General features: G+C 58.5%; 1 protein-coding gene. It reads right to left on the bottom strand.

What is annotated here, in order from left to right; genetic code table 11:
• Window positions 1-474: 474 nt before the first annotated feature.
• Window positions 475-21765 (bottom strand): VCBS domain-containing protein, encoded by a 21291-nt coding sequence (locus ABEA92_RS02790; RefSeq protein WP_345682268.1) that lies wholly within the window; start codon window positions 21763-21765, stop codon window positions 475-477.
• Window positions 21766-22096 lie beyond the last annotated feature (331 nt).

The following is a 22096-nucleotide window of genomic DNA, read 5'->3' as shown; positions in this document are numbered from 1 at the left end:
GCGCGTCCTTTTCACGTGGCGTGAAAGTTACCCCCGTTGGCTGGGGGGTGAGTGCGAGGTCTAGTACCTATCTTCGCCCTCTTGGGCGTCGAGTTCTACAATCAGAAAAAGATGCCGGGTTGAGTCGACTTTGCGGATCGTGCTGAAAAGGGGGATGCGGCGAGATGGCGCGAATAACCCCGCTGCGAGCGATTGTGAAAAGATCGTAAGTCTGCGCGACTGCCGCTGCTTGGGGCGATGAGAAAACGGCGTGCGGTCGGCCCTCACCCGGACGAGGCCTGTGGGCCCGTCCGACCTCATCCCAAGCTGCGCTCGGGAGAGGTGACTTGTTGTGGACCGCGATTCGCTCTCTGTGGCATCGGAGCGAAATGGTTGCAAAGCGACGGACTTGCCCGTTTCGGGTCATTGGGGGTGAAGGGCCGAAACAGTGAGTCGCGGCAACGCCGCTGCAATCGCTGCGGACGCACGACTCGCTTAGTCCAAGAACGTGGTCACGTCGGCCTTGGATTTGCGAACGCCGTCGGCATCACGATAGACCGATAACAGTGCAGAGGGATCGATCATTCGCCACGCAGGCATGCTTCCAAAGATGGTCGTTAACAACACGCCGCCTCGGAGTGCCCACAAGACATAACCGACCGAAGCGAGCCCCGCACCGACTCCGAGGCCGCCGATCTCGCCAGCGCCGAAGAACGTCGAGTCTTCGGTAGCCACCGAACTCTGATTGTTCCATTCCGTCCATTGGATCGCTTGCACCAAGTCGACGACCAACAACTGATCCAGCATATGAGACATCTGAACATTGCCTCGCTTCATATGCATGTTCGAGGCACCGCCCCACGTAAATCCGTTCCGTTCGAAACCGTTGCTCGCTTCTTCTTGGTTGCTCTCCGCCATTTGAATGGCGGATTCGCGACTGGACGCCGAGGTGGATGGCTTGGATGAGTCTTTGTCGTTTGACGTGTCATCGTTCTGTGTCGGAGTCGTCACATTGTCGGGGACCAAGGGGACCGCCCCGGTGGTTGTTGAACCACCATCGCCGTCACCGCTGTCTCCATCGCCTGAATCACCACCGCTGGTATCTCCGCTTCCGCTGGTGTCGCCGCTGCCATCGCCCGATCCGCCGTCTCCGGATCCACTGCCGCCCGAGCCACTTCCGCCTGACCCGCTGCCACCCGAGCCACCGCCGCCGGCAAGCACGGTGATCGTAACGGTAACGACGTTGCTGTCCAAACTGCCGTCGCTGGCGTAGTACGTAAACGTATCGCTGCCAAAGAAGGCACCGCTAGGTGTATAGACCAAACTTCCGTTGGCCGACGTGCTGAGCACCCCATGACTTGGTCCGGAAACCAAATGCATCTGTAACGGATTGCCATCAACATCGGAATCGTTGATCAATACACCCGGAGCCGCCAGGGTGAGTGTCTCTCCGGCGTTGATCGAGTAATTGTCGCCGTTGGCCACCGGAGCTTCGTTGACGTCGATCACCGTGATCGAAAAGTTCGCAAAGCTAGTGGAACCGTCACTCGAGTCGGCTCGAACCGTGATCGTGTGACTGTTTGCGGTTTCGTAATCCACCGGGCCGCTAACGGTCACAACTCCGCTGGCCGAGTCAATCGCGAATCGTCCCCCTGCGTCGTCTGACAACGAATACGTCACGGTGTTGGTCGTTGCGTCGGGGTCGACCGCCAACGCGGTGATCCCGACCGTGGTTCCCAAGGCCGCATTTTCATTGACTTGGTTCGGGTTTCCATCGGTGTCGGTAGCCGCGGCGACGTTGTATTCGTTGACGTCGTTCAAATAGACCGTAAAGGTTTCGTCATACGTGGCCCCGGCAGCGTCCTGCACACGCACGGTGATGTCGTGCTGAGTGGCGGACTCGTAATCGAGTTGACTCGAATCGGCAACGCGGACGTTCCCCGATGAATCGATCGTAAATCGGCCTCCGGCGTCATTGGTCAGCGTAAACAGTGCGGTATCGCCGGTGTCGATATCGTCGGCAGTGATTGTGCCAACAAGCTGTCCGTTGGCGAGTCCTTCGTCAATGGTCATCCCGGTCGCCGTCATATCGTGCGGCGCGTCGTTTTGGCCTTGGATGGTGATCGTCACCTGCTCGGTGGATTGCACCCCCGATGCATCGACCATGGTGTAGGTGAACACGTCCGTCAAGGTGTCCGAGCTGGTGCGAAGGGCCTGGACCGCTGCGTTGCTGTTGTCCACGACGTAGCTGTACGAACCATCGGAATTGATGACGATGGCACCGTAGACACCGGTGACATTGGATCCGACCGAACCACTCGCGCTGGCGGCCGTTCCAGCGACCACGCCGCTGACTGTTTTGGTTTCGCCGTTGCCGACGGCGTCCACGTCGGTGTCGTTGGTCAGCACATTGCCCGTCGGATCGACTCCAGCGGTACCATTGGCTGTGCCACCCGCTTCGACCGCGGTCGCGTTGTCGGCGTTTGCGATCGGGGTGTCGTTTTGGCCCTGAATGGTGACCGTGATCTGCGTGGTGGAGGTCAGTCCCGCCGCGTCGGTCATGGTGTAGGTGAACACGTCGTCCAGCGTGTCGCCGCTGTTTCGCAGTGCTTCGACCGCGGCGTTGTTGTTGTCGACGACGTAGCTGTAGGAACCATCGGCATTGATGGTGATCGCACCGTAGGCACCCGTGACCGACGAGGCCACCGAACCGGACGCCGATCCCGTCACGCCAGCCGCAACGCCACTGACCGTTTTGGTTTCACCGTTTCCGACCGAGTCAACGTCGGTATCGTTGGTCAGCACGTTGCCGGTCGGATTGGTTCCCGCCGAGCTGTTGTTCAATCCGCCGGCTTCGACTGCGATCGCGTTATCAACCACTGCGGTCGGCGTGTCGTTTTGGCCTTGGATGGTGACCGTGATCTGCGTGGTCGAGGTTAATCCCGCCGCATCGGTCATTGTGTAGGTAAACACGTCATCGAGCGTTTGCCCGCTGTTGCGAAGTGCTTGCACTGCGGCGTTGTTGTTGTCGACGGCGTAGCTGTAGGATCCATCGGCATTGATCGTGATCGCACCATAGGAACCCGTGACCGATGATGCCACCGAACCCGATGCAGATCCCGTCACTCCGGCCGCAACGCCGCTGACCGTTTTCGTTTCGCCGTTGCCTGCCGAATCGACGTCGGTATCGTTGGCAAGGACGTTGCCGGTTGGATCGGTTCCGGCCGTTCCGTTTGCGAGTCCGCCTGATTCGACCGCGATCGCGTTGTCCGCGACCGCCGTGGGCGTGTCGTTTTGGCCTTGAATCGTGACCGTGACCTGAGTGGTCGAGGTCGCTCCGGCAGCGTCGGTCATCGTGTAGGTGAACACATCGTTAAGCGTTTGACTGCTGTTGCGAAGCGCCTGGACCGCGGCGTTGTTGTTGTCGACGACGTAGCTGTACGACCCATCGGCATTGATCGTAATCGCACCGTAGGAACCCGTGACCGATGATGCCACCGAACCCGATGCCGATCCGGTCACGCCGGCCGCAACCCCGCTGACTGTTTTTGTTTCGCCGTTTCCGACCGAATCGACATCGGTGTCGTTGGTCAGCACGTTGCCGGTGGGATTGGTTCCGGCAGTTCCATTGGCGGCACCCCCCGCTTCGACTGCGATCGGATTGTCCGAAGCGGCGACGGGAGCGTCGTTCGCTCCTTGAATGGTGATCGTGATCTGCGTGGTCGATGTCAATCCGCCCGCGTCGGTCATCGTGTAGGTGAACACGTCATCGAGCGTTTGCCCGCTGTTGCGAAGCGCTTGCACGGCGGCGTTGTCATTGTCGACGACGTAGCTGTACGACCCTTCGGCATTGATCGTGATCGCACCATAGGAACCCGTGACCGATGATGCCACCGATCCCGATGCGGAACCGGTTACGCCCGCGGCAACGCCGCTGACCGATTTGGTTTCGCCATTGCCGACCGAGTCGACATCGGTGTCGTTAGTCAACACATTGCCGCTGGGATTCGTTCCCGCAGTCCCATTGGCCGTGCCGCCAGCTTCGACTGCGATCGCACTATCCGCCACGGCGGTCGGCGTGTCGTTTTGGCCTTGGATGGTGACCGTGACTTGAGTCGTCGAGGCGACGCCGTCCGCATCGACCATCGTGTAGGTAAACACATCGTCGAGCGTTTGGCCGCTGTTACGAAGGGCCTGTACGTCGGTGTTGGAATTGTCGACCACGTAAGCATACGATCCATCCGAATTGATCGTGATCGCGCCGTAGGAACCCGTCACCGAGGTCGCGACTGATCCGGATGCCGATCCGGTCACTCCGGCAGCAACCCCCGTGACCGTTTGGGTTTCGCCGTTGGCGGCTGAATCTGGATCAAGATCGTTGGTCAACACATTGCCGGTCGGATCGGTGCCCGAGGTGCCGTTGGCTAGCCCGCCGGACTCGACTGCGATTGGGTTGTCCGCAACGGCGGTCGGGGCGTCGTTCTGGCCTTGGATCGTGATCGTGATCTGTGTGGTCGACGTCAATCCGCCTGCGTCAGTCATCGTGTAGGTGAAGACATCGTCCAGCGTATCACCGCTGTTGCGAAGTGCTTGCACGGCGGCGTTATTATTGTCGACGACGTAGCTGTACGATCCATCGGCATTGATCGTAATCGCACCGTACGAACCCGTGACCGATGATGCCACCGAACCGGATGCGGAACCAGTCACTCCGGCAGCAACGCCGCTGACCGATTTCGTTTCGCCATTTGCCACCGAGTCGACATCGGTGTCATTGGTCAACACGTTGCCGCTGGGATTCGTTCCCGCAGTTCCATTGGCCGTGCCGCCAGCTTCGACCGCAATCGCATTGTCGGCCACGGCAGTCGGCGTGTCGTTTTGGCCTTGGATCGTGACCGTGACTTGAGTCGTCGAGGCGACACCGTCCGCATCGACCATCGTGTAGGTAAACACGTCGTCGAGCGTTTGACCGCTGTTACGAAGCGCTTGAACGTCGGTGTTGGAATTATCGACCACGTAGGCATACGATCCATCGGAGTTGATCGTGATCGCACCGTAGGAACCCGTCACCGAAGTCGCGACCGATCCGGATGCCGATCCCGCCACACCGGCGGCAACCCCCGAGACCGTTTTCGTTTCGCCATTGGCGGCTGAATCAGGATCAAGATCGTTCGTCAATACATTGCCGGTCGGATCGGTGCCCGCGGTGCCGTTGGCTAGCCCGCCGGACTCGACTGCGATCGGGTTGTCCGCCACGGCGGTCGGAGCGTCATTCTGGCCTTGGATCGTGATCGTGATCTGTGTGGTCGACGTCAATCCGCCTGTGTCAGTCATCGTGTAGGTGAAGACATCGTCCAGCGTGTCACCGCTGTTGCGAAGTGCTTGCACCGAGGCGTTGTTATTGTCAACGATGTAGCTGTACGATCCATCCGAATTGATTGTGATCGCACCGTATGAACCAGAAACCGACGATGCCACCGAACCGGATGCGGATCCGGTCACTCCGGCAGCGACGCCGCTGACCGATTTCGTTTCGCCGTTTGCCACCGAGTCGACATCGGTGTCATTGGTCAACACGTTGCCGGTCGGATTCGTGCCTGCGGTCCCATTGGCGGTACCGCCCGCTTCGACCGCGATCGCACTGTCGACCACGGCCGTTGGCGTGTCGTTTTGGCCTTGGATCGTGATCGTAATCTGCGTGGTTGCATCCGCACCCGATGCATCCACCATCGTGTAGGTGAACACGTCTTGGAGCGTATCGCTTGCGGTTCGAAGCGACTGGACATCGGTGTTGCTGTTGTCCACGACGTAGGTATACGAACCGTCCGAGTTGATGGTCACCGAGCCGTACGATCCGGTTACCGACGAACCGACGCTGCCGGACGCCGATGCTTGCACGCCTGCTGCGACGCCCGCCACCGTTTGGGTATCGCCCGCATCGACGTCGGTGTCATTGGCAAGCACATTGCCCGTCGGATTTGTCCCAGCGGTGCCATTGGCCAGTCCTCCGGCTTCGACCGCGGTTGGCGTATCGGCGGCCGCAACCGGGTTATCATTGCTGCCTTGGATCGTGATCGTGATTTCAGCGGTACTATCGAGTCCGTCGGTGTCGACCATCGTGTAAGTGAACACATCGGTCAACGTGTCACCTGAGGTTCGGAGTGCCTGGACCGCGGCGTTGTTGTTGTCGACGACGTAGCTGTAGGAACCATCGGAATTGATCGTGATATCGCCGTACGCTCCCGATACTCCGGTGGCCACCGATCCCGACGCACTGGCTTGCGAGCCGGCCGCAACGCCGCTGACCGTTTTTGTATCGCCCGAGTCCAAATCGGTGTCATTGGTCAACACGTTGCCAGTTGGATCGGTGCCCGCGGAGGCGTTCCCTACTCCACCTGCTTCGACAGCGGTCGCCGTATCGTCGAAGCCAACCGGAGCGTCGTTCGCCCCTTGGATGGTGACCGTAACTTGAGTGGTCGAGGCCGCGCCGTCGGCGTCGATCATTGTGTAGGTGAACACGTCGGTGAGCGTATCACTGCTGGTCCGCAGCGATTGCACGGCGGCGTTGTTGTTATCGACGGTGTAGGTGTAGACGCCATTGGCGGCGATGGTGATCGAACCATAGCTGCCGGTGACGGCCGAGCCCACCGAACCGCTTGCCGACGCTTGCACTCCGGCGGCCACGCCATCGACCGTTTTGGTATCACCCGAGTCGACATCGGTATCGTTGGCCAAAACGTTGCCGGTCGGATCGGTCCCGGGGGTACCGCCAGCGTACCCACCCGCCGAAACCGCGGTGGGAGTGTCAACGACGGCGATGGGATCATCGTTCGCCCCATGCAGTGTGATCGTGATCTGGGCGGTTGATTCGAGTCCCGCAGCATCCGATACGGTGTACGAGAAGACATCAGTCAGCGTGTCACTAGGCGTTCGCAGTGCCTGGACGGTTGCATTGTTGTTGTCGACGTTGTACGTGTAGCTACCGTCGGAGTTGATCGTGATGGTGCCGTAGTTTCCTGTGACCGCCGAACCGACCGAACCGCTGGTTGATCCCACGACGCCTTGTGCCGCACCGGTGATCGTCCACGTGTCGCCCGAGTCGACTTGGTCATCGTTGCTGAGCACGTTGCCCGACGGATCGGTGCCCGCGGTGCCGTTGGCAACGCCGCCAGCTTCGTAGGCATGGGCGCTGTCAACGATGGCCACCGGAGCATCGTTGGCCCCTAGGATGGTGATCGTGACTTGGGTGGTGGACGTCGCGCCCGAAAGATCCTCGACCGTGTAGGTGAAAATGTCGGTTAGCGTGTCACTGCTGCTCAAAAGATCCTGAACAAGCGGATTGTTATTGTCGACGGTGTAGCTGTAGCTGCCGTTCGAGGCGATGTTGATCGAACCATACAAACCCGCGACGCTTGATCCGACCGAGCCGGTGGCCGATCCGGCGGTGCCGGCTGTCACTCCGCTGACGACGAGGGTATCGCCAGCATCCTGGTCGCTGTCGTTGGCCAGCACGTTGCCGGTCGGGTTGCTGCCTGCGGTACCGTTTGCCGTGCCGCCGGCTTCCACCGCCGTTGCTGTGTCAGCAACCACGTCGGGATTGTCGTTGGTACCACGAATCGTAACGGTAATCTGCGTCGTGGAACTCAGACCGTCGGTGTCTTCCATGGTGTAGGTGAAGACATCATCGAGACTTTCACCGCTGGTTCGCAGATCCTGGACCGCGGCGTTGTTGTTGTCGACGTTGTAGGTGTAGCTGCCGTCGGAGTTCAGCGTGATCGAGCCATATGACCCCGTGACCATCGTCCCGACCGAACCCGACGCGGAACCTTGGACTCCCACCGCCACGCCCACCACGGTTTTGGTATCGCCGCTGTCAACATCGGTGTCATTGGTCAATACGTTGCCGCTGGGATCGGCGCCGGCGGTGCCATTGCCGCTGCCGCCCGCTTCATACGCGGTTGCGGTGTCGACGACCGCGACGGGAGCATCGTTGGATCCTTGGATGGTGATCGTGACTTGCGAGGTCGATTCGAGCCCCGCGGTGTCATGCATCGTGTAGGTGTAGACCTCTTGCAGCGTGTCGCTAGCGGTTCGAAGGGCTTGGACGGCAGCGTTGTTTTGGTTGATGGTGTAGGTATAGCTGCCGTCGCTGTTGATCACGATTTGGCCATAGTTACCCGCCACCGACGCCCCAACCGATCCCGACGCGGATCCGACGGTACCTAGTTGAACTCCGATTACCGATTTTGTGTCGCCCGCGTCCACATCAGTGTCATTAGCGAGCACATTGCCGGTTGCGTTACTGCCCGCCGTGGCGTTGGCAACTCCACCCGCTTCGACGGCGATCGAGGTGTCGTCCGTGGTCACGGGAGCATCGTTTTGACCATCCACCGTGATCGTCAATTCGGTCGAGGACACGTTCATAAACGTGTCCTCCATCGTGTAGGTAAAGATGTCGGTGACGTGATCGCCGGAGCTAAGCAGGGCTTCGACCGCAGCGTTGTTATTGTCCAGCGTGTAGGTGTAGGTACCGTCGCTGTTGATGACGACGGTTCCGTAGGTCCCGGTCACTGTGACACCGACGTTGCCGCTAGCTGATCCCGTCGATCCGGCTGCAACGCCAACGACCGTTTTGCCGTTGTTGGATGCATCGTTGTCGAGCACGTTGCCCGAGGGATTCGAACCCGGCGTCGCATTGGCGACTCCGCCCGCTTCTTCGGAGGTGGCGTGGTCGGCTTCGGCAACCGGCAGATCGGTGCGACCATCGATGGTGATCACCAATTGCGTGGTCGACGCCAATCCCGCCGTGTCTTGCATCGTGTAAGAAAACGTTTCCGAAAGCGTGTCGCCATCGTTTAACGCTTCGACCGCGGCGTTGTCGTTGTCCAGCGTGTAGGTGTAACTACCGTTGGCATTGATCACCAACGATCCATAGGTGCCGACCACGGTGCTGCCCACATTGCCGGACGTCGAGGCTTGAACGCCTGTGGCGACGCCGGTCACCGTTTTGGTATCGCCGGCGTCGACGTCGGTGTCATTGGTTAGCACGTTGCCCGACGGATCGGTTCCCGAAATGTTGTTTAAGATTCCGCTGGCTTCGGTGGCGGTCGCCGCATTGGCGACAGCCTCGGGCGCGTCGTTGGCACCGGTGATTGTGACGGTGACTTCCGCTGTGGAATCCGCACCGCTGGCGTCCTGGATTGTGTACGTAAAGACTTCGGACAGCGATTCCCCCGATGTTCGCAGCGCCTGGACGGCAGAATTATTGTTGTCGACGGTGTAAACGTGAGCCCCGCTGGCATCGATTTCGATCGAACCATACGAGCCGGTGACACTGGTGGCTACCGATCCCGAAGCAGTGCTTTGTGAACCTGCTGCTACGCCGACCACGGTTTTGGTATCGCCCGAATCGACATCGGTATCGTTGCTAAGGACATTACCGGTCGGATCGGTTCCGGCGGTTCCGTTGCTGGTTCCGCCCGCCTCGGACGCGACGATGTTGTCATCAACCGCCACCGGATCATCATTTCGACCTTGAATGGTGACGGTGATTTGCGTGGTCGATGTCGCACCGTCCGTGTCGGTCATGGTGTAGGTGAACACGTCTTGCAGCGTATCGGACGATGTTCGCAGTGCCTGGACCGCCGAGTTGTTATTGTCGACGTTGTAGCTGTACGATCCATTGGCGTTGATCGTGATGCTGCCGTAGCTGCCGGTGACCGACGAAGCCACGTTGCCACTGGCCGAGCCCGCGACCCCCGTGGTGACCCCCGTGACCGTTTTGGTATCGCCGGAATCGACGTCGGTGTCGTTGGTCAAAACATTGCCGGTCGGATTTGTTCCAGCACTGGCGTTGCCATCGCCACCTGCTTCGATCGCAGTCGCATTGTCGGTGACCGCGACGGGAGCGTCGTTTTGTCCTTGAATCGTGATCACGATTTGCGTCGACGAGTAGGACCCACCGGAATCTTGAACGGTGTAGGTGAACGTATCGGTGATCGTATCGCCCGACGTTCGCAGCGCTTGCACGATCGCGTTGTTGTTGTCGACCGTGTAGGTATAGTTGCCGTTGGCATCGATGACGATACCGCCATAGGTTCCCGTGACGCTCGAATTGACATTGCCTGATGCCGAGGCGACGGTGCCCGCGGCCACGCCGGTGATGCTGAGCGTATCGCCCGAGTCGTATTCGATGTCATTGCTGAGCACGTTGCCGGTCGGATTACTGCCGGCCGATGCATTGGCGACGCCGCCCGCTTCGGTGGCCGTGTCACTATCCGCCACGGCGACCACGGCGTCGTTGACGTCGGTGACCACCGTCGATGCGGTAGCCGTTTCGCTTGAATAGGCGGATGTTCCGCCCCCGCTGCCTGGGTTAGCGTACGACGGTGAACCGAATGACGAAGCGGATCCCGAGGTGGTATCCCACGCGACAAAATCAAATGTGGCGGTTTCGCCGTTAAGCGTGTCGGGTTGATAACGAATTTGCGTCGACGCACTCAGTAGTAGCGCGTTGCTGGCGGTAATCCCGCTGAACGAGGTCCAATTCGTTCCATCGGTCGAATATTGCCAGTTTCCGTTGCTGCTAACCGCGGTGACCGCGATTCCCTTTGCGGCGCCCGTATCGACGTCCGCCCAACCAGCCGACGACAAGATCGAATTGACGCTGGTGGGAGTGGATGGAGTGTCTTCGTTCGTTCCCGGCAAACTAACGGTGGCTGAATCGGTGATCGTTGGCGCGTCGTTGACCGCGGTCACGTTGATCTGGGCGGTGCCGACATTGTCGCTAAACGCGGTCGTTCCACCGGTGGCCGTCGTGTTGACCTTGGTGCCTTCGGTGCCGGTGGTCTGGTCCCAGGCGACAAACGATACCGATGACGTGTCGCTATTCATCGCATCAGGAACATAGCGAAGGTAGTCACTCGACCGTAGCAGCAGCGAAGTATTGGTGGTGACCGTGCCGACATCGGTCCAGGAGGAACCGTCGAGCGAATATTGCCATGTTCCATTGCCGCCGCTGATCGATCGGATCGCGATCCCTTCGCTAGCGCTGGCATCGACATCGGTGATCCGGTCGCCCGACAAACTCGCGATAATCGAGGCGACCGTGTGGCCGGCGTTGTTGGTATCGTCTTCGCTGATATCGCTGAGAGTGAACGTTTGGGAGTTGTCCAGCAGCGGTGCGTCATTGACCGCCGTGATGTCGACATTGACGTTACCTAAATCGATATCCGTTCCGCCGCCGGTTCCCGTGTTGCCGTTGTCATTGACCTTGACGTTGATTAAATCGGCGTTGTCCCCATTCAAATTCGCAGTCGAGTGCAGGTATTGAATGTTGCTGGCAGCATCGAGGTAAGTGTTCAGATCGTCCAGCGTTCCGGTCAACGTCAGTGTGCCGCTACCACTGCCGCCGATCGTGACTCCGCCACCGCTGGATGCCGTTAACGATCCGCCCGTCGACGTGGTCAATGTCACGGTCAAATTGCCGCCGCCATGATCGACATCACTTAAATTGATCTGTGACAGATCGACATTGCTGCTGACATCCTCGGTCACGCTGATATCGCTTGGTAACGAACCGGCGTTGGTTGGATCGTCATTGACGGCAGTGATGTTGATCGTCTGGCTTGCTGAGTCCTGTTCGCTCGATCCGTCGCCGGTTAGTCCTGGGTCGGCGCCGGTGTTGCCACCATCGTTGACAGTGACGGTGATTGTCGTCGACTCGCTCGGGGTATTGCTGCTATTGAGATAGGTGATCGTGCCGGTGCCCGCGCCGGTAAGTAGGTTGTCAATTTGAGCGAGCGTTCCGGTAATGGTTACCGTTGCGGTGCCGTTACCCGAGCTGATCGTGATCCCCGAATCCCCTTCGGCAACGGTGATTGCACCTTCGCCGACGTTGATCGTGGCGGTCATCGTGCCGCTAGCCGCATCGACATCGGTGACGGTAAACCCAGTCCCTTCGATGACCAGACCGACTTGTTCGGTGGCTGACAACGCGCTGCCAGGCCCGCTGACCACTGGGGTGTCGTTGACCGGGGTGATGTCGATTTGAATCGTATCGACGTCTTGACGTGCACCGCCGGACCCGGTGTTTCCACCGTCGTTGGTCGTGATCGTCAACGTGTCAGCCGCGGTTCCCGTGACATCGGTGTTGCCGGTGTAAGTCAACGACGCCAACGTGGCATTGATATCGGCCACGGTGCCTTGGATCGTCAGATCACCGCTGCCGTTGGTTCCCGCGCTGATCGTAGCACTTCCCGAGAGCGTGACGTTGACGCTTCCCGCGGTGACTTGCAATCGTGTGGTCAAATTGCCACTTGCAGCGTCGACATCGCCAATCGAGATGCCGCTGATCGCCGTCGTCGTTTCTTCGGCAATCGATTGCGTGCCAGGCACCGTGTTGACCGGGGCATCGTTGACGGCATCGACGGTGACGTTGGCGACCGTGGTACCGCCGCCCAGTCCCGAGTCATCATTGGTCGTAGACGCTTGGATCGTAAAATTACCGGTGCCGTTAAAGTCCGCATCGGGAGTGAATTTTAGTCCCGCGCTGCCTTCGGCAATCGTGATGAACGATCCGTTGGTGATCTGCGTGACACCGTCGTTCTTGTAGAGCGTGCCATTGGTGATGCCGGTGATCTTGTAGTAAGTCACTTCGGAGCCGTCGGCGGCATTCCGGGTGATCACCAATCCGCTTGCCGACTGAGTGTCTTCGTTCGTGCTGGCGCCGGTCACCGATGGCGGATCGGCAACCGGATTGACAACCAAGCTTGCGGTATCGGTATCCGATGAAAATGCGGTGGTTCCACCCGATAGCGATGTTGTCACTGCGATCTGGACATTGTCGACCAGGATCTCTTTCCCGCCACCGTTGTTGTCATAGAAACGGATTTGTGTGTTCGACGCGATGTACGATGAAATGTCAAAACTCTTCGTCCCCGTTCCTGTTCCCGATGTAATCGCTAACAGCGTTGTCCAGGTGCTGCCGCCATTGGACGAGACTTGAGCATGAATCGCTCCACCTCCTCCCAAATTGTTGGTGACCAGATCAAATGAAAGCGTCGCGGTACTTGCGGAACTTAAATTCGCCTCGCGATAGATGTATTTACTCGCACTTGATTCACCTACGTTCAGCAAGCCTCCGGAAATGAAATACTTGCCGCCTGACGCACCACCGCCACCGCTGTCGTTTTCGATCCAATCGGTCGACCACGAGAGCGACCCATCATTGTTGCTGTACGACGCAGAGCCAAACGTGTCTAGATAGTTTCCCGCGGTCGAACTGGTGTCAGCGACTCCCCCATTGCTGCCGCTGGTTTGGTCCCAGGCCCGGAACGTGATCGCGTTGGCGAGCGTTCCAGAATAGTCCGCATTGGGTTGGAAATAGATGCGGGTGTTTGCATCGGCAGCCAGCAAACGTGCGTTTGCATCGCTGACGCTCCCCATGGCATTCCACGTGCTGCCGTTATCGGTCGAGTAGTACCAGGTTCCATTGCTGGTATCGACCGAGGTGATGGCAATCCCCAACGCCGCGCCGCTGTCGGCATCGGTAACATTATCCACCTGCCCCGCGGGCGTGGCAGAATCGACAAGCGATGATACCAAGGTGCCCACTGCGCCGGATGGAACTCCGGCATCTTCGTTGATGGCATCGAGTGCCGGATCCTTGCTGCTGTCAAGCTCAGGAGCCGCGTTGGCATCGATCACCGTAATGCTGGCGGTCTCGTTAGCGGTGCTAAATGCGGTTGCATCTCCGTTGGTGGTCACATCGGTTTTGGTTCCAACGACACCACTGGTTTGATCCCAAGCTTGGAACGTGAAGCTAGCAGTCGTGCCGCTCGCGGGGTTAGGAACAAAGCGAATGCGATCCGTATCGCGAAGCAACAGCGCGGATGAAGTGGTCACCGTGCCGATCGCGTTCCACGAGCTTCCGCCATCGGTAGAATATTGCCATGTTCCGTTGCCACTTGAAAGCGAGGTGACTGCGATCCCTTCGCCATCGCCGGCGTCGGGATCGGTAATGCGGTCACCACCCGCACTGGCAATGATCGACGCAACCGATTGACCATCATTGTCGGTTTGATATTTCGTAATGGTCGATAGATTCATCGTGCCGGTGTCATCGAGCAGCGGAGCATCGTTGACGGCGGTGACATTGATGGTCATCGTGTTTGGGGTTGTGTCGGTATCTTGACCGCCACCGCTGGTTCCCCCATCGTCTTGCACTTGGAACGTGAACTCGGCATACGCCGTTCCATTCTCATTGGCCAGCGGTTTGTACTTCAATCGCCCTGCATTGATATCGGCGATACTGACATAGTTACCGGCGACCACCGTCTCGCCCGCGTCGATGATTCCATCGCCGTCGGTATCAATGTAAAGCGTCCCGTTGGTCGCTTGGGTGGTGATGCGAACCGCATTGAAATTGTGGCTTTCGGCCGCGTCGCTGAACCCAAAGTCGGCAGCGGTGAATGTAATGTCGGTGTCTTCGAGTGTGCCGACGGTGTTATCCACACCGCTAGGGGCATCGTTAATCGCGTTGACCGTGATCGTGACGGTTTCGGTAGTGGTATTGGTTCCGTCGGATGCGTCCACGGTAAAGACGAGCTGATAGTCCGAGGGCTGGTTGATCGCGGTGAAGGTTGGTTTTTCGGCGTTCGCATCGCTGAGCGTGACGGCGGGACCCGAGGTTTGCGTCCACGTATACGTGAGGGCGGCATTTTCGGGATCAAACGCAGAGACCTCGAGCGTGACTAGGTCGTCTTCGTTGACGGTTTGGTCGCCTAAATTTGCAAAATTGCTGCCGGCTATCACGTTCGCTGCGGTCATACCGGACATCGTGCCGTGGTGGCCGTTGCCGCTGTCGTCGATCACGCCGCCTGCACCCGTGGTGGCGCCGGTGAACGAGTAGGAAGCGACCAATCCGGTTTGGGGGCCGGAGAGTTCCTGATGCATGTCGGCGCGGACCTGCGATTCACTGCGACCGCCATTCCAAATCCGGACTTGGTCAATCTGGCCATCAAACTTGTACGAAGTGTTGCTGTTCCAGCCCGAGATCTTTGCCGTTGACGAAGCGTAGGCACTGCCGTTGTTGGGCGAATTTTGACGCTGGGTCATCGTCTGCTCGACACCGTTAATGATCAAACGGCTGCCGGTCAAATCGCCGTTTCGAAACACCGCGGTGATGTGGTGCCAACCGGTTTCTAGACCGGCCGCACTGATTCCGTAAAGGTCGCCGTTGCCCGAGTTGAATCCAAAATTCCCACCTGAGAACCACAGGTCGTAGGATCCGAAACCAAACGGCATCACGTTGTCGGTGCCATCCCAGTTCATCCAGAACTCGACTGTCACATCGGTTCCCGCTGCGGTATTGACCGGCAATCCCGACAACAGAATCGTGTCATCGCCACCTTGGAAATCGATGACTTGATTGCCCACGTCATCGAAATCCGAATCGGCGACGATGGTCGGAGCGTCATTAATGCCGGTGATCGTGATCGAAACGGTCGCAGTATCACTGCCGCCGTTACCATCGCTGACGGTGTAGGTGAACGTATCGGTCGCGGTTTCACCGGCATCGAGATAGTCAAACGCGCCGTTGGGATCATAGTCAAAACTGCCGTCGCCATTGACCGTGACCGTGGCTCCCGATCCGAGTACGATAGCGCTGCCGACATTGGCGGCCGAGCCTTGGACGGCGCTGACGCTAAGTGGATCGCCCTCGCCATCGACATCGTTCGAAAGCGTGCCGGCGTTTGCGGCAACATTGATGGCGGAATCTTGGTTGGTGCTATAGCCGGTCCACGTTGGTGCTCCGGTGGCGGCCCCATCGGTCAACGTTCCGTGGTTCGCATTGCTGGTGGAATCGTACGCGATGCTGCCGCTGCCTTCGTTGAAGGCCCAATAGCCGGCCAGCCCGGTTTCGTTTCCGGTGAGGGTTTGATCGAGATTGTTTTGGATTTCCGTCTGCGTGCGCGCCGTGCTCCAAACGCGTACATCGTCGATCTCGCCGCTAAAGTATTTGCCGGCCGGATTGTTTTCGCGGCCACCCACTCGCAAGTCATCTTTATCGGCATGCGCATCGCCGATCGATCCGCTGCCGTAATAGGTTTCGACCGTGTTGCCGTTGACGTACGCGTTGACGGTACCGTTGTCGTAGGTCACCGAAATGTGAGACCACTCGTTCAGTTGCAGCACATACCCGGTGTCATGCCAAGCCCATCCGGGGTCGGTATTGGCAAAGGCCCACATCAGCGTCCCGGTCGACGAAATGCCGATCTCGTACTCGCCTTCTTTGTTTAGTAACAAGCTCGACGAGGCTGGATAGGCCGTCGGCCGCGCCCACAGTTCCATTGTCATCGTGTTGGTGAATTCCAACCCTGGATCGCTGCCCAGATTGACGTAGTCATCCACGCCATCGAACGACAATCCGTGATGGTCGTCGACCGCAATCGGGGCATCAGCAACGGCGGCCACCGAAACCTGTTTCTGAGCGGTACTGCTGGTTCCGCCGTCGCCATCGGCTACGACAAAGTCAACCGTGCGTGCGGTGGTTGACGGCGAGTCGGATACGTTGAAATAGCCGACTTGCCGGCCGACTTCTTGGGCGATTCCTGGTGTGCTATTGGCGTTGAACGAAATCACCAACGGCGACGTTCCCAGCCCGCCGCTGACGCTGCCGACCAACACACCGCTGTGGTAGACGTCGGTCCCGGTCATCGTAATGTTGCCGCCTGGGACAATCATCAAACGGTCGTTTGCCGAGCCATTCGCCGAGATCGTCACGCTCAACGATCCACCATCAAAATCACCTAGATCTGCATCGGTGATCGTCAATGCCGAATCAATCACGGTGACATCCGCGTTTTCGGTATAAGCGGTCGTGCCTCCAGACGCGGTGGTCACGGGGGCGTCATTGGTCGAGTTGACCGTAATGGTGACGGTGGCGACGTTGGAATCTTGTGTGCCGTCGTTGGTCCGGTAGGTAAAGGTATCGGTGCCGCTGAAATTGGTATCGGGCGTGTAGCGGAACGATCCATCGGCGTTGATGTTCAGCGTGCCGTTGCTCGGCCCTGTCACGAGGCTGGTGTTAACGCTTAACGCGTTGCTATCGACATCCGTATCGTTTTGTAAAACGCCGGAGTGGGCGATGTTTTGGACCTCGGTTTCCGTCAGCGCGGTGTCATAGATGCGGACGTCATCGATTTGTCCATCGAAATACCGCGTGTTGGCGCCCGGTTTGCCGATTTGCAGCGAACCCCACGCCGAGCGGTCGTTTTCCGTCCCGGTGTCGGTCCCTTCGAGCACGCCGTCAACGTACAGCGATGCTTGGTAAGTCCCCCCACCAAGATCGGTCACGACGACGGCGACATTGTGGAATTGGGTCGTGTCGGTGAAATCTGAATCCGAGACGATATAAATCGGATCGGCGCCATTGGTCGGTACGTCGTACCCCATGAAGAAAACGAGTTTGTTGGGTTGGTCCCAAGTTCCGATCGTCAGCCCCATCTCGGACTGCGCCGCAGTACCGGGGCCGGATCCGTAGCCATTGCCGCCGCTGTACCCTTGCCACAAGATATGCTGCTGGCCGGACGTCTTGTCGGTTTGGAACCACGTCGATAGCGTAAAGCTGGTCGCGGTCTTGAGCACCGTGCTGGAGGTGGCGACGTAATCGCTCGATCCATCGAACGAAAGTGCACCTGAACCGAGATGGCCGCTGGTCCATGCAGGATCGTCGGAGTTCGCGGCGGCGTCGGCACCCAAGGTGGCATCGTTTCCGAGGGACCCCGAGTCAGCAGTGGTTTGGTTGCTGCCCCCTTCGTCGAATTCCCAGTGGTTGGCCAGATTGTCGGTGCTCGGGCCGACCACCAACGTTCCGTTTTCGTCGACCGAATAGGAATCATCGACCGCCACCGGAGCGTCGTTGACCGCGTTGACGGTGATGGCGAGCGATTGGGCCAGCGTATCGCTGCCGCCGTTGGCGGTGCCGCCATCGTCTTGAACGGTCCAAGTCAGGTTGCCACTGCCGAACGCGTTGGCGACGGTTTTGTATTTCAGTCCCTGCAGTTCGGAAAGTGTCAGCGTGGCACTATTGTTGACCTGCGTCGTCCCATCCGCTTTCCACAGCGTGATGTGTGACGGGATGTTGGTGATGGTGTAGGTCAATGTTTGCCCCGACTCGTCGCTACCGCCACCGGGACCGTAGCTCAAACCGCTCATCCCCAGCGAGACGGCAGATGAGTTGGCGCTGTCTTCACTGACGTTGACTGCGGCGGGCGCACCGCTACTCAATACCGGGGCATCGTTGACAGCGGTCACGACTAGGTTGGCGGTGTCGGTCGCGGTTGAAAAGCCGGTCGATCCGCCGTTGCTTGAAGTGCTTGCTAAATCGCCATTACTATTGGTACTTTGGTCCCAAGCACGGAAGGTAATGGCGTTGGTGACAGTGCCGTTGTAATTGGCATTGGCTTGGAAATAGATCCGAGTGTCGGCATCGGCGGCCAGCAAGCGTGCGTTCGTATTGCTGACCGAGCCGAGCGCACTCCAATTGCTGCCGCCATCGGTGCTGTAGTACCAGCTGCCGTTGGTGGTGTTGGCGGCCGTGATCGCGATCCCTAATGCCGCACCAGGATTGGAATCGGTGACATTGTCAACTTGACCCGACGGTGAGGCAAAATCGACCAGCGACGAGATCAACGATCCGACGGTTCCGGATGGCGGACCGCTATCTTCGCTTTGCGCAGTCAGTACGGGGGTTTGCCCACTGTTCAAAACCGGCGCATTGTTGGTTGCCGTAATGTTGGCCGCGAATTCGGACGTCTCGTTGGTTGTCAAATCCGTGGCGGTCGCCGAGACGGTTTCACCGGTGGCGATGAAGCCGTCTAGATAGTGACCAATGGTGGCATCGCCGGTGGCATTGGTCGTGACCTCGATCGAGTCAATGAACCGCTTCCCTTCGCCATAGCCACTGGCGTCGCCGCTGGAGCTAGCGAAAAATTCGATGCGAAACGTGCGACTGGGGGTCGATTTGAGCGAACCAAACACAGCCGGCGTGGGGCCCGCGGTGATCGACGAGAGCACCGGAAAGTTTTGCAGGTTGTTCGCACCGGTATCTTGGTCGGGCGTGTCGGAGAATTGGCCGTCGTTGGTCGTGACACCATTGTCACCCAAATCGATTCCTAACCCGGCATGCGAGTGAATCGAGTTGCCGAGAATCGCAATGCCGGTGCTGGATCCTTGCAACAGGATGCCGTCGCCACCGCCAAAGGCAATGATGTTTCCTTCGTTCTCTGCGTCGGTACCGCCAATCGTCGCGCCGGTGGCATTGGTGATGCGAATGGTCCCCTCGGAGGTTGTGACTTTGGTGTTACCCAGGTCCACGGTTCCGGTGACGTCGGTGCCGAGGTAGTTTCCTTGCACGACGGTGTTCGATCCTTCGATATAGATCGCCGTCGCGGCGTTGGCTGAGATGATGTTGCGAGCCGCCGCGGTCGAGCCGCCGATCGTATTGTTGGACGAACCCGACATCACGCTGACGCCATCGTCATCGTTGCCGATCGCAGCGGTTCCGGCCGCATTGGTGCCGATAAAGTTACCCTGGATGATCGTTCCTGATGCTCCGGAGTTTACCTGAATACCGTCGCCGGCGTTTCCAGAAATGACGTTGCCGGCGCCGGCCGCCGTTCCACCGATCTGGTTGCCGGTTCCCGAATTGACTTCAACCCCGTCACTATTTCGATTACCCCGATCGAGCGTTCCTGTGGAATCGGTGCCGATATAGTTGCCTTGCACGATATTGTTCGACGTATTGATTTCGATACCTTCGTAGTTATTCGAAATCACGTTTCGCTGAGCTGCTGTCGTGCCACCGATCGTGTTGCCGCTGCCGGAGATGAGGGCGATCCCGACATCCGTGTTGCCGCTGCCCGTCGCCCCATCAGGGTCTAGTCCAATGATGTTGCCTTGAATGATGTGCCCCGTGACGCCGGAGCCGACAATGGTGATCCCTTCGTCGCCGCTGTTGGTAATCACGTTGCGTAAAATACTGGCATTGGATCCGGCGATATCGATCCCGTCATCGCTGTTTCCGACACCACTGTTCCCAATACCGGTCGTACCGGTGCCTGCGGTACCGATCCAGTTGTCCGCGATCGTCACATTGTTTGCGCCCGATGCAACATGGATCCCATCCACGGTAAAGCCGGTAATCATCAGCCCCTGGATCGTACTGCCCGCACCGCCCGCCGCAATCGTGATGCCGCTAAAGCCGCTTGCCGCGCCATCGATTCGCACGACCGGGGTGCTGACGTAGTCCGGCTCGCTCAAACCATTGATGATCAGTGTTTCAGTGATCGAGGGCAAAGCGGTCGTGAGATTAATGGTGTGGACACCTGCCCCGGTGATGCTGAAATTGATCGTGTCGGTGCCAGCGAGCGCATTCGCGTCGAGGATCGCTTGCCGCAACGACCCTCCGCCCGAATTGTTGGTGTTGGTCACGGTGAACGTCGCCAACAACCCCTGCCACTGGCTTTGTAGGTCGCTACTGAATACGACGCCCGTCTCAATGCTGCCGAGTTCGTATTCAAACACCCAGTTGCCGCCGAGCAATGCATTGCCGGTCGCATCCGTGCTGGCCGCGACGTCCGCACCGGTCAACGTATGGATCCAATTGAGTATCTGCTGACCTGCGTCGGCAGACGCCAGATCACAACCGTAAAACAGCAGGTCGCCGCCGCTGGCAAGCGAGTCGCCCCAATTGGCAAATTGTGACGCGTAGTGATTAAGATTGTCTAACTGCAGCCACGTTCCGCCTAACTTGACCGCACGATCGGTACCATGCGTGACAAAGTGGACTGCGTCGATGGAGTCGAGCTTGTCCAACGTTTCGCTGATTTGCTCGATCCCATCGCGTTCGCTGTCGAGCAAAACGATTTCAACTCGCCGGCCGTCCTGTTTCTGTGAGAGCAGGTCGCTCAGCAATTGCTCGTAGTCCTCTGCCGTCGTGTCGACGAAAACCACTTCATGCTTCGTGGCTACATCGATCGTGCTTGATACGAACGTATCGCTCGATGACTCGATACTCCAATCGATGGCTGGCGGTGCGTGTTCCGTACCGCCATCGGCGAGTGAGACGCTACAGTCGCACAAAGCTGTGATCGCGTCGACAAGGTTTCCGCCGTCGGCACTGCTTGCAAGTTCCGAATGGTGAATCAGGATTTCGGCATCGGCATCAAGCGATAGCCCCCAGCGTGCGATGTCGCCCGCATAAGCCTCACTCGACTGCGCATCAAGCCGCGTCGATCCCAATTGAATGCTCTCGCCATCGCCATGGCTAAGCAAATGGATCGCATCGACGCCGGTGATCGATGCCATCGTTTCGCTGATCTGTGAGATGCCATCACGTGCCAAATCAAGCCGGATGATCAACCACTGCGTTTGGTCTTCCGCACCATCGCGTAGATCTGCAATGAACGCGTCCGCATTTTCGACACGCGAATCAACAAACACCACCTCGATTGGATTGGCTGGATCAAAAGTGGGAACATCGACAAGGGTGTCAGTCGACCCGGTTACGCTGGTGTCGTCATTTGTACTTGGCTGCGACGCAATGAGTGTTGTCGAATCGATCGCTGTTCCATCCGCGTCATCGATTTGTTGCAATAACGCAGCCGCTAAATCAAGATCGATGTCGTTCGCGGCATCACCGGCGCCCTCGCTCGCCTCTAGACCGTCGCCGCTGAGAAGGATGCGGTCTTCTAAGGGATAGAAATCAAATTCGCGAGCCATGGAACTGAACCAACTTGTTCAATGAGATGCACTGGACGGAGATTCCCGTGGAAAAGGTGTGGGCACCCCGGATGGCTCCCGCATCACCGAGAATGCTTCTTTGCTGTCATCGGACTATTGGGTAGCCACACTCATTCCCGTCTGAAAATATGACGATTGCGTTGCCAGTAGCGGTTACGCAGTGGTTGGTGATTGGGAAACGTATCCCCAAAAAGGTGTCCGTATGGGCACACGTAATTTGGGCAGCGACCTGAATTGCCGCCGTGCGGAAAACCGCTAATTCGCAATAAAAGTATGCGTTCGTAATCGCCGACGTGCCTTCGTAAATTCC

The sequence above is a fragment of the Novipirellula caenicola genome (assembly GCF_039545035.1).
Lineage (GTDB): Bacteria > Planctomycetota > Planctomycetia > Pirellulales > Pirellulaceae > Novipirellula > Novipirellula caenicola.
Note: the sequence above shows the minus strand (reverse complement) of the source record. Positions and strands in the feature narration are given on the sequence as shown.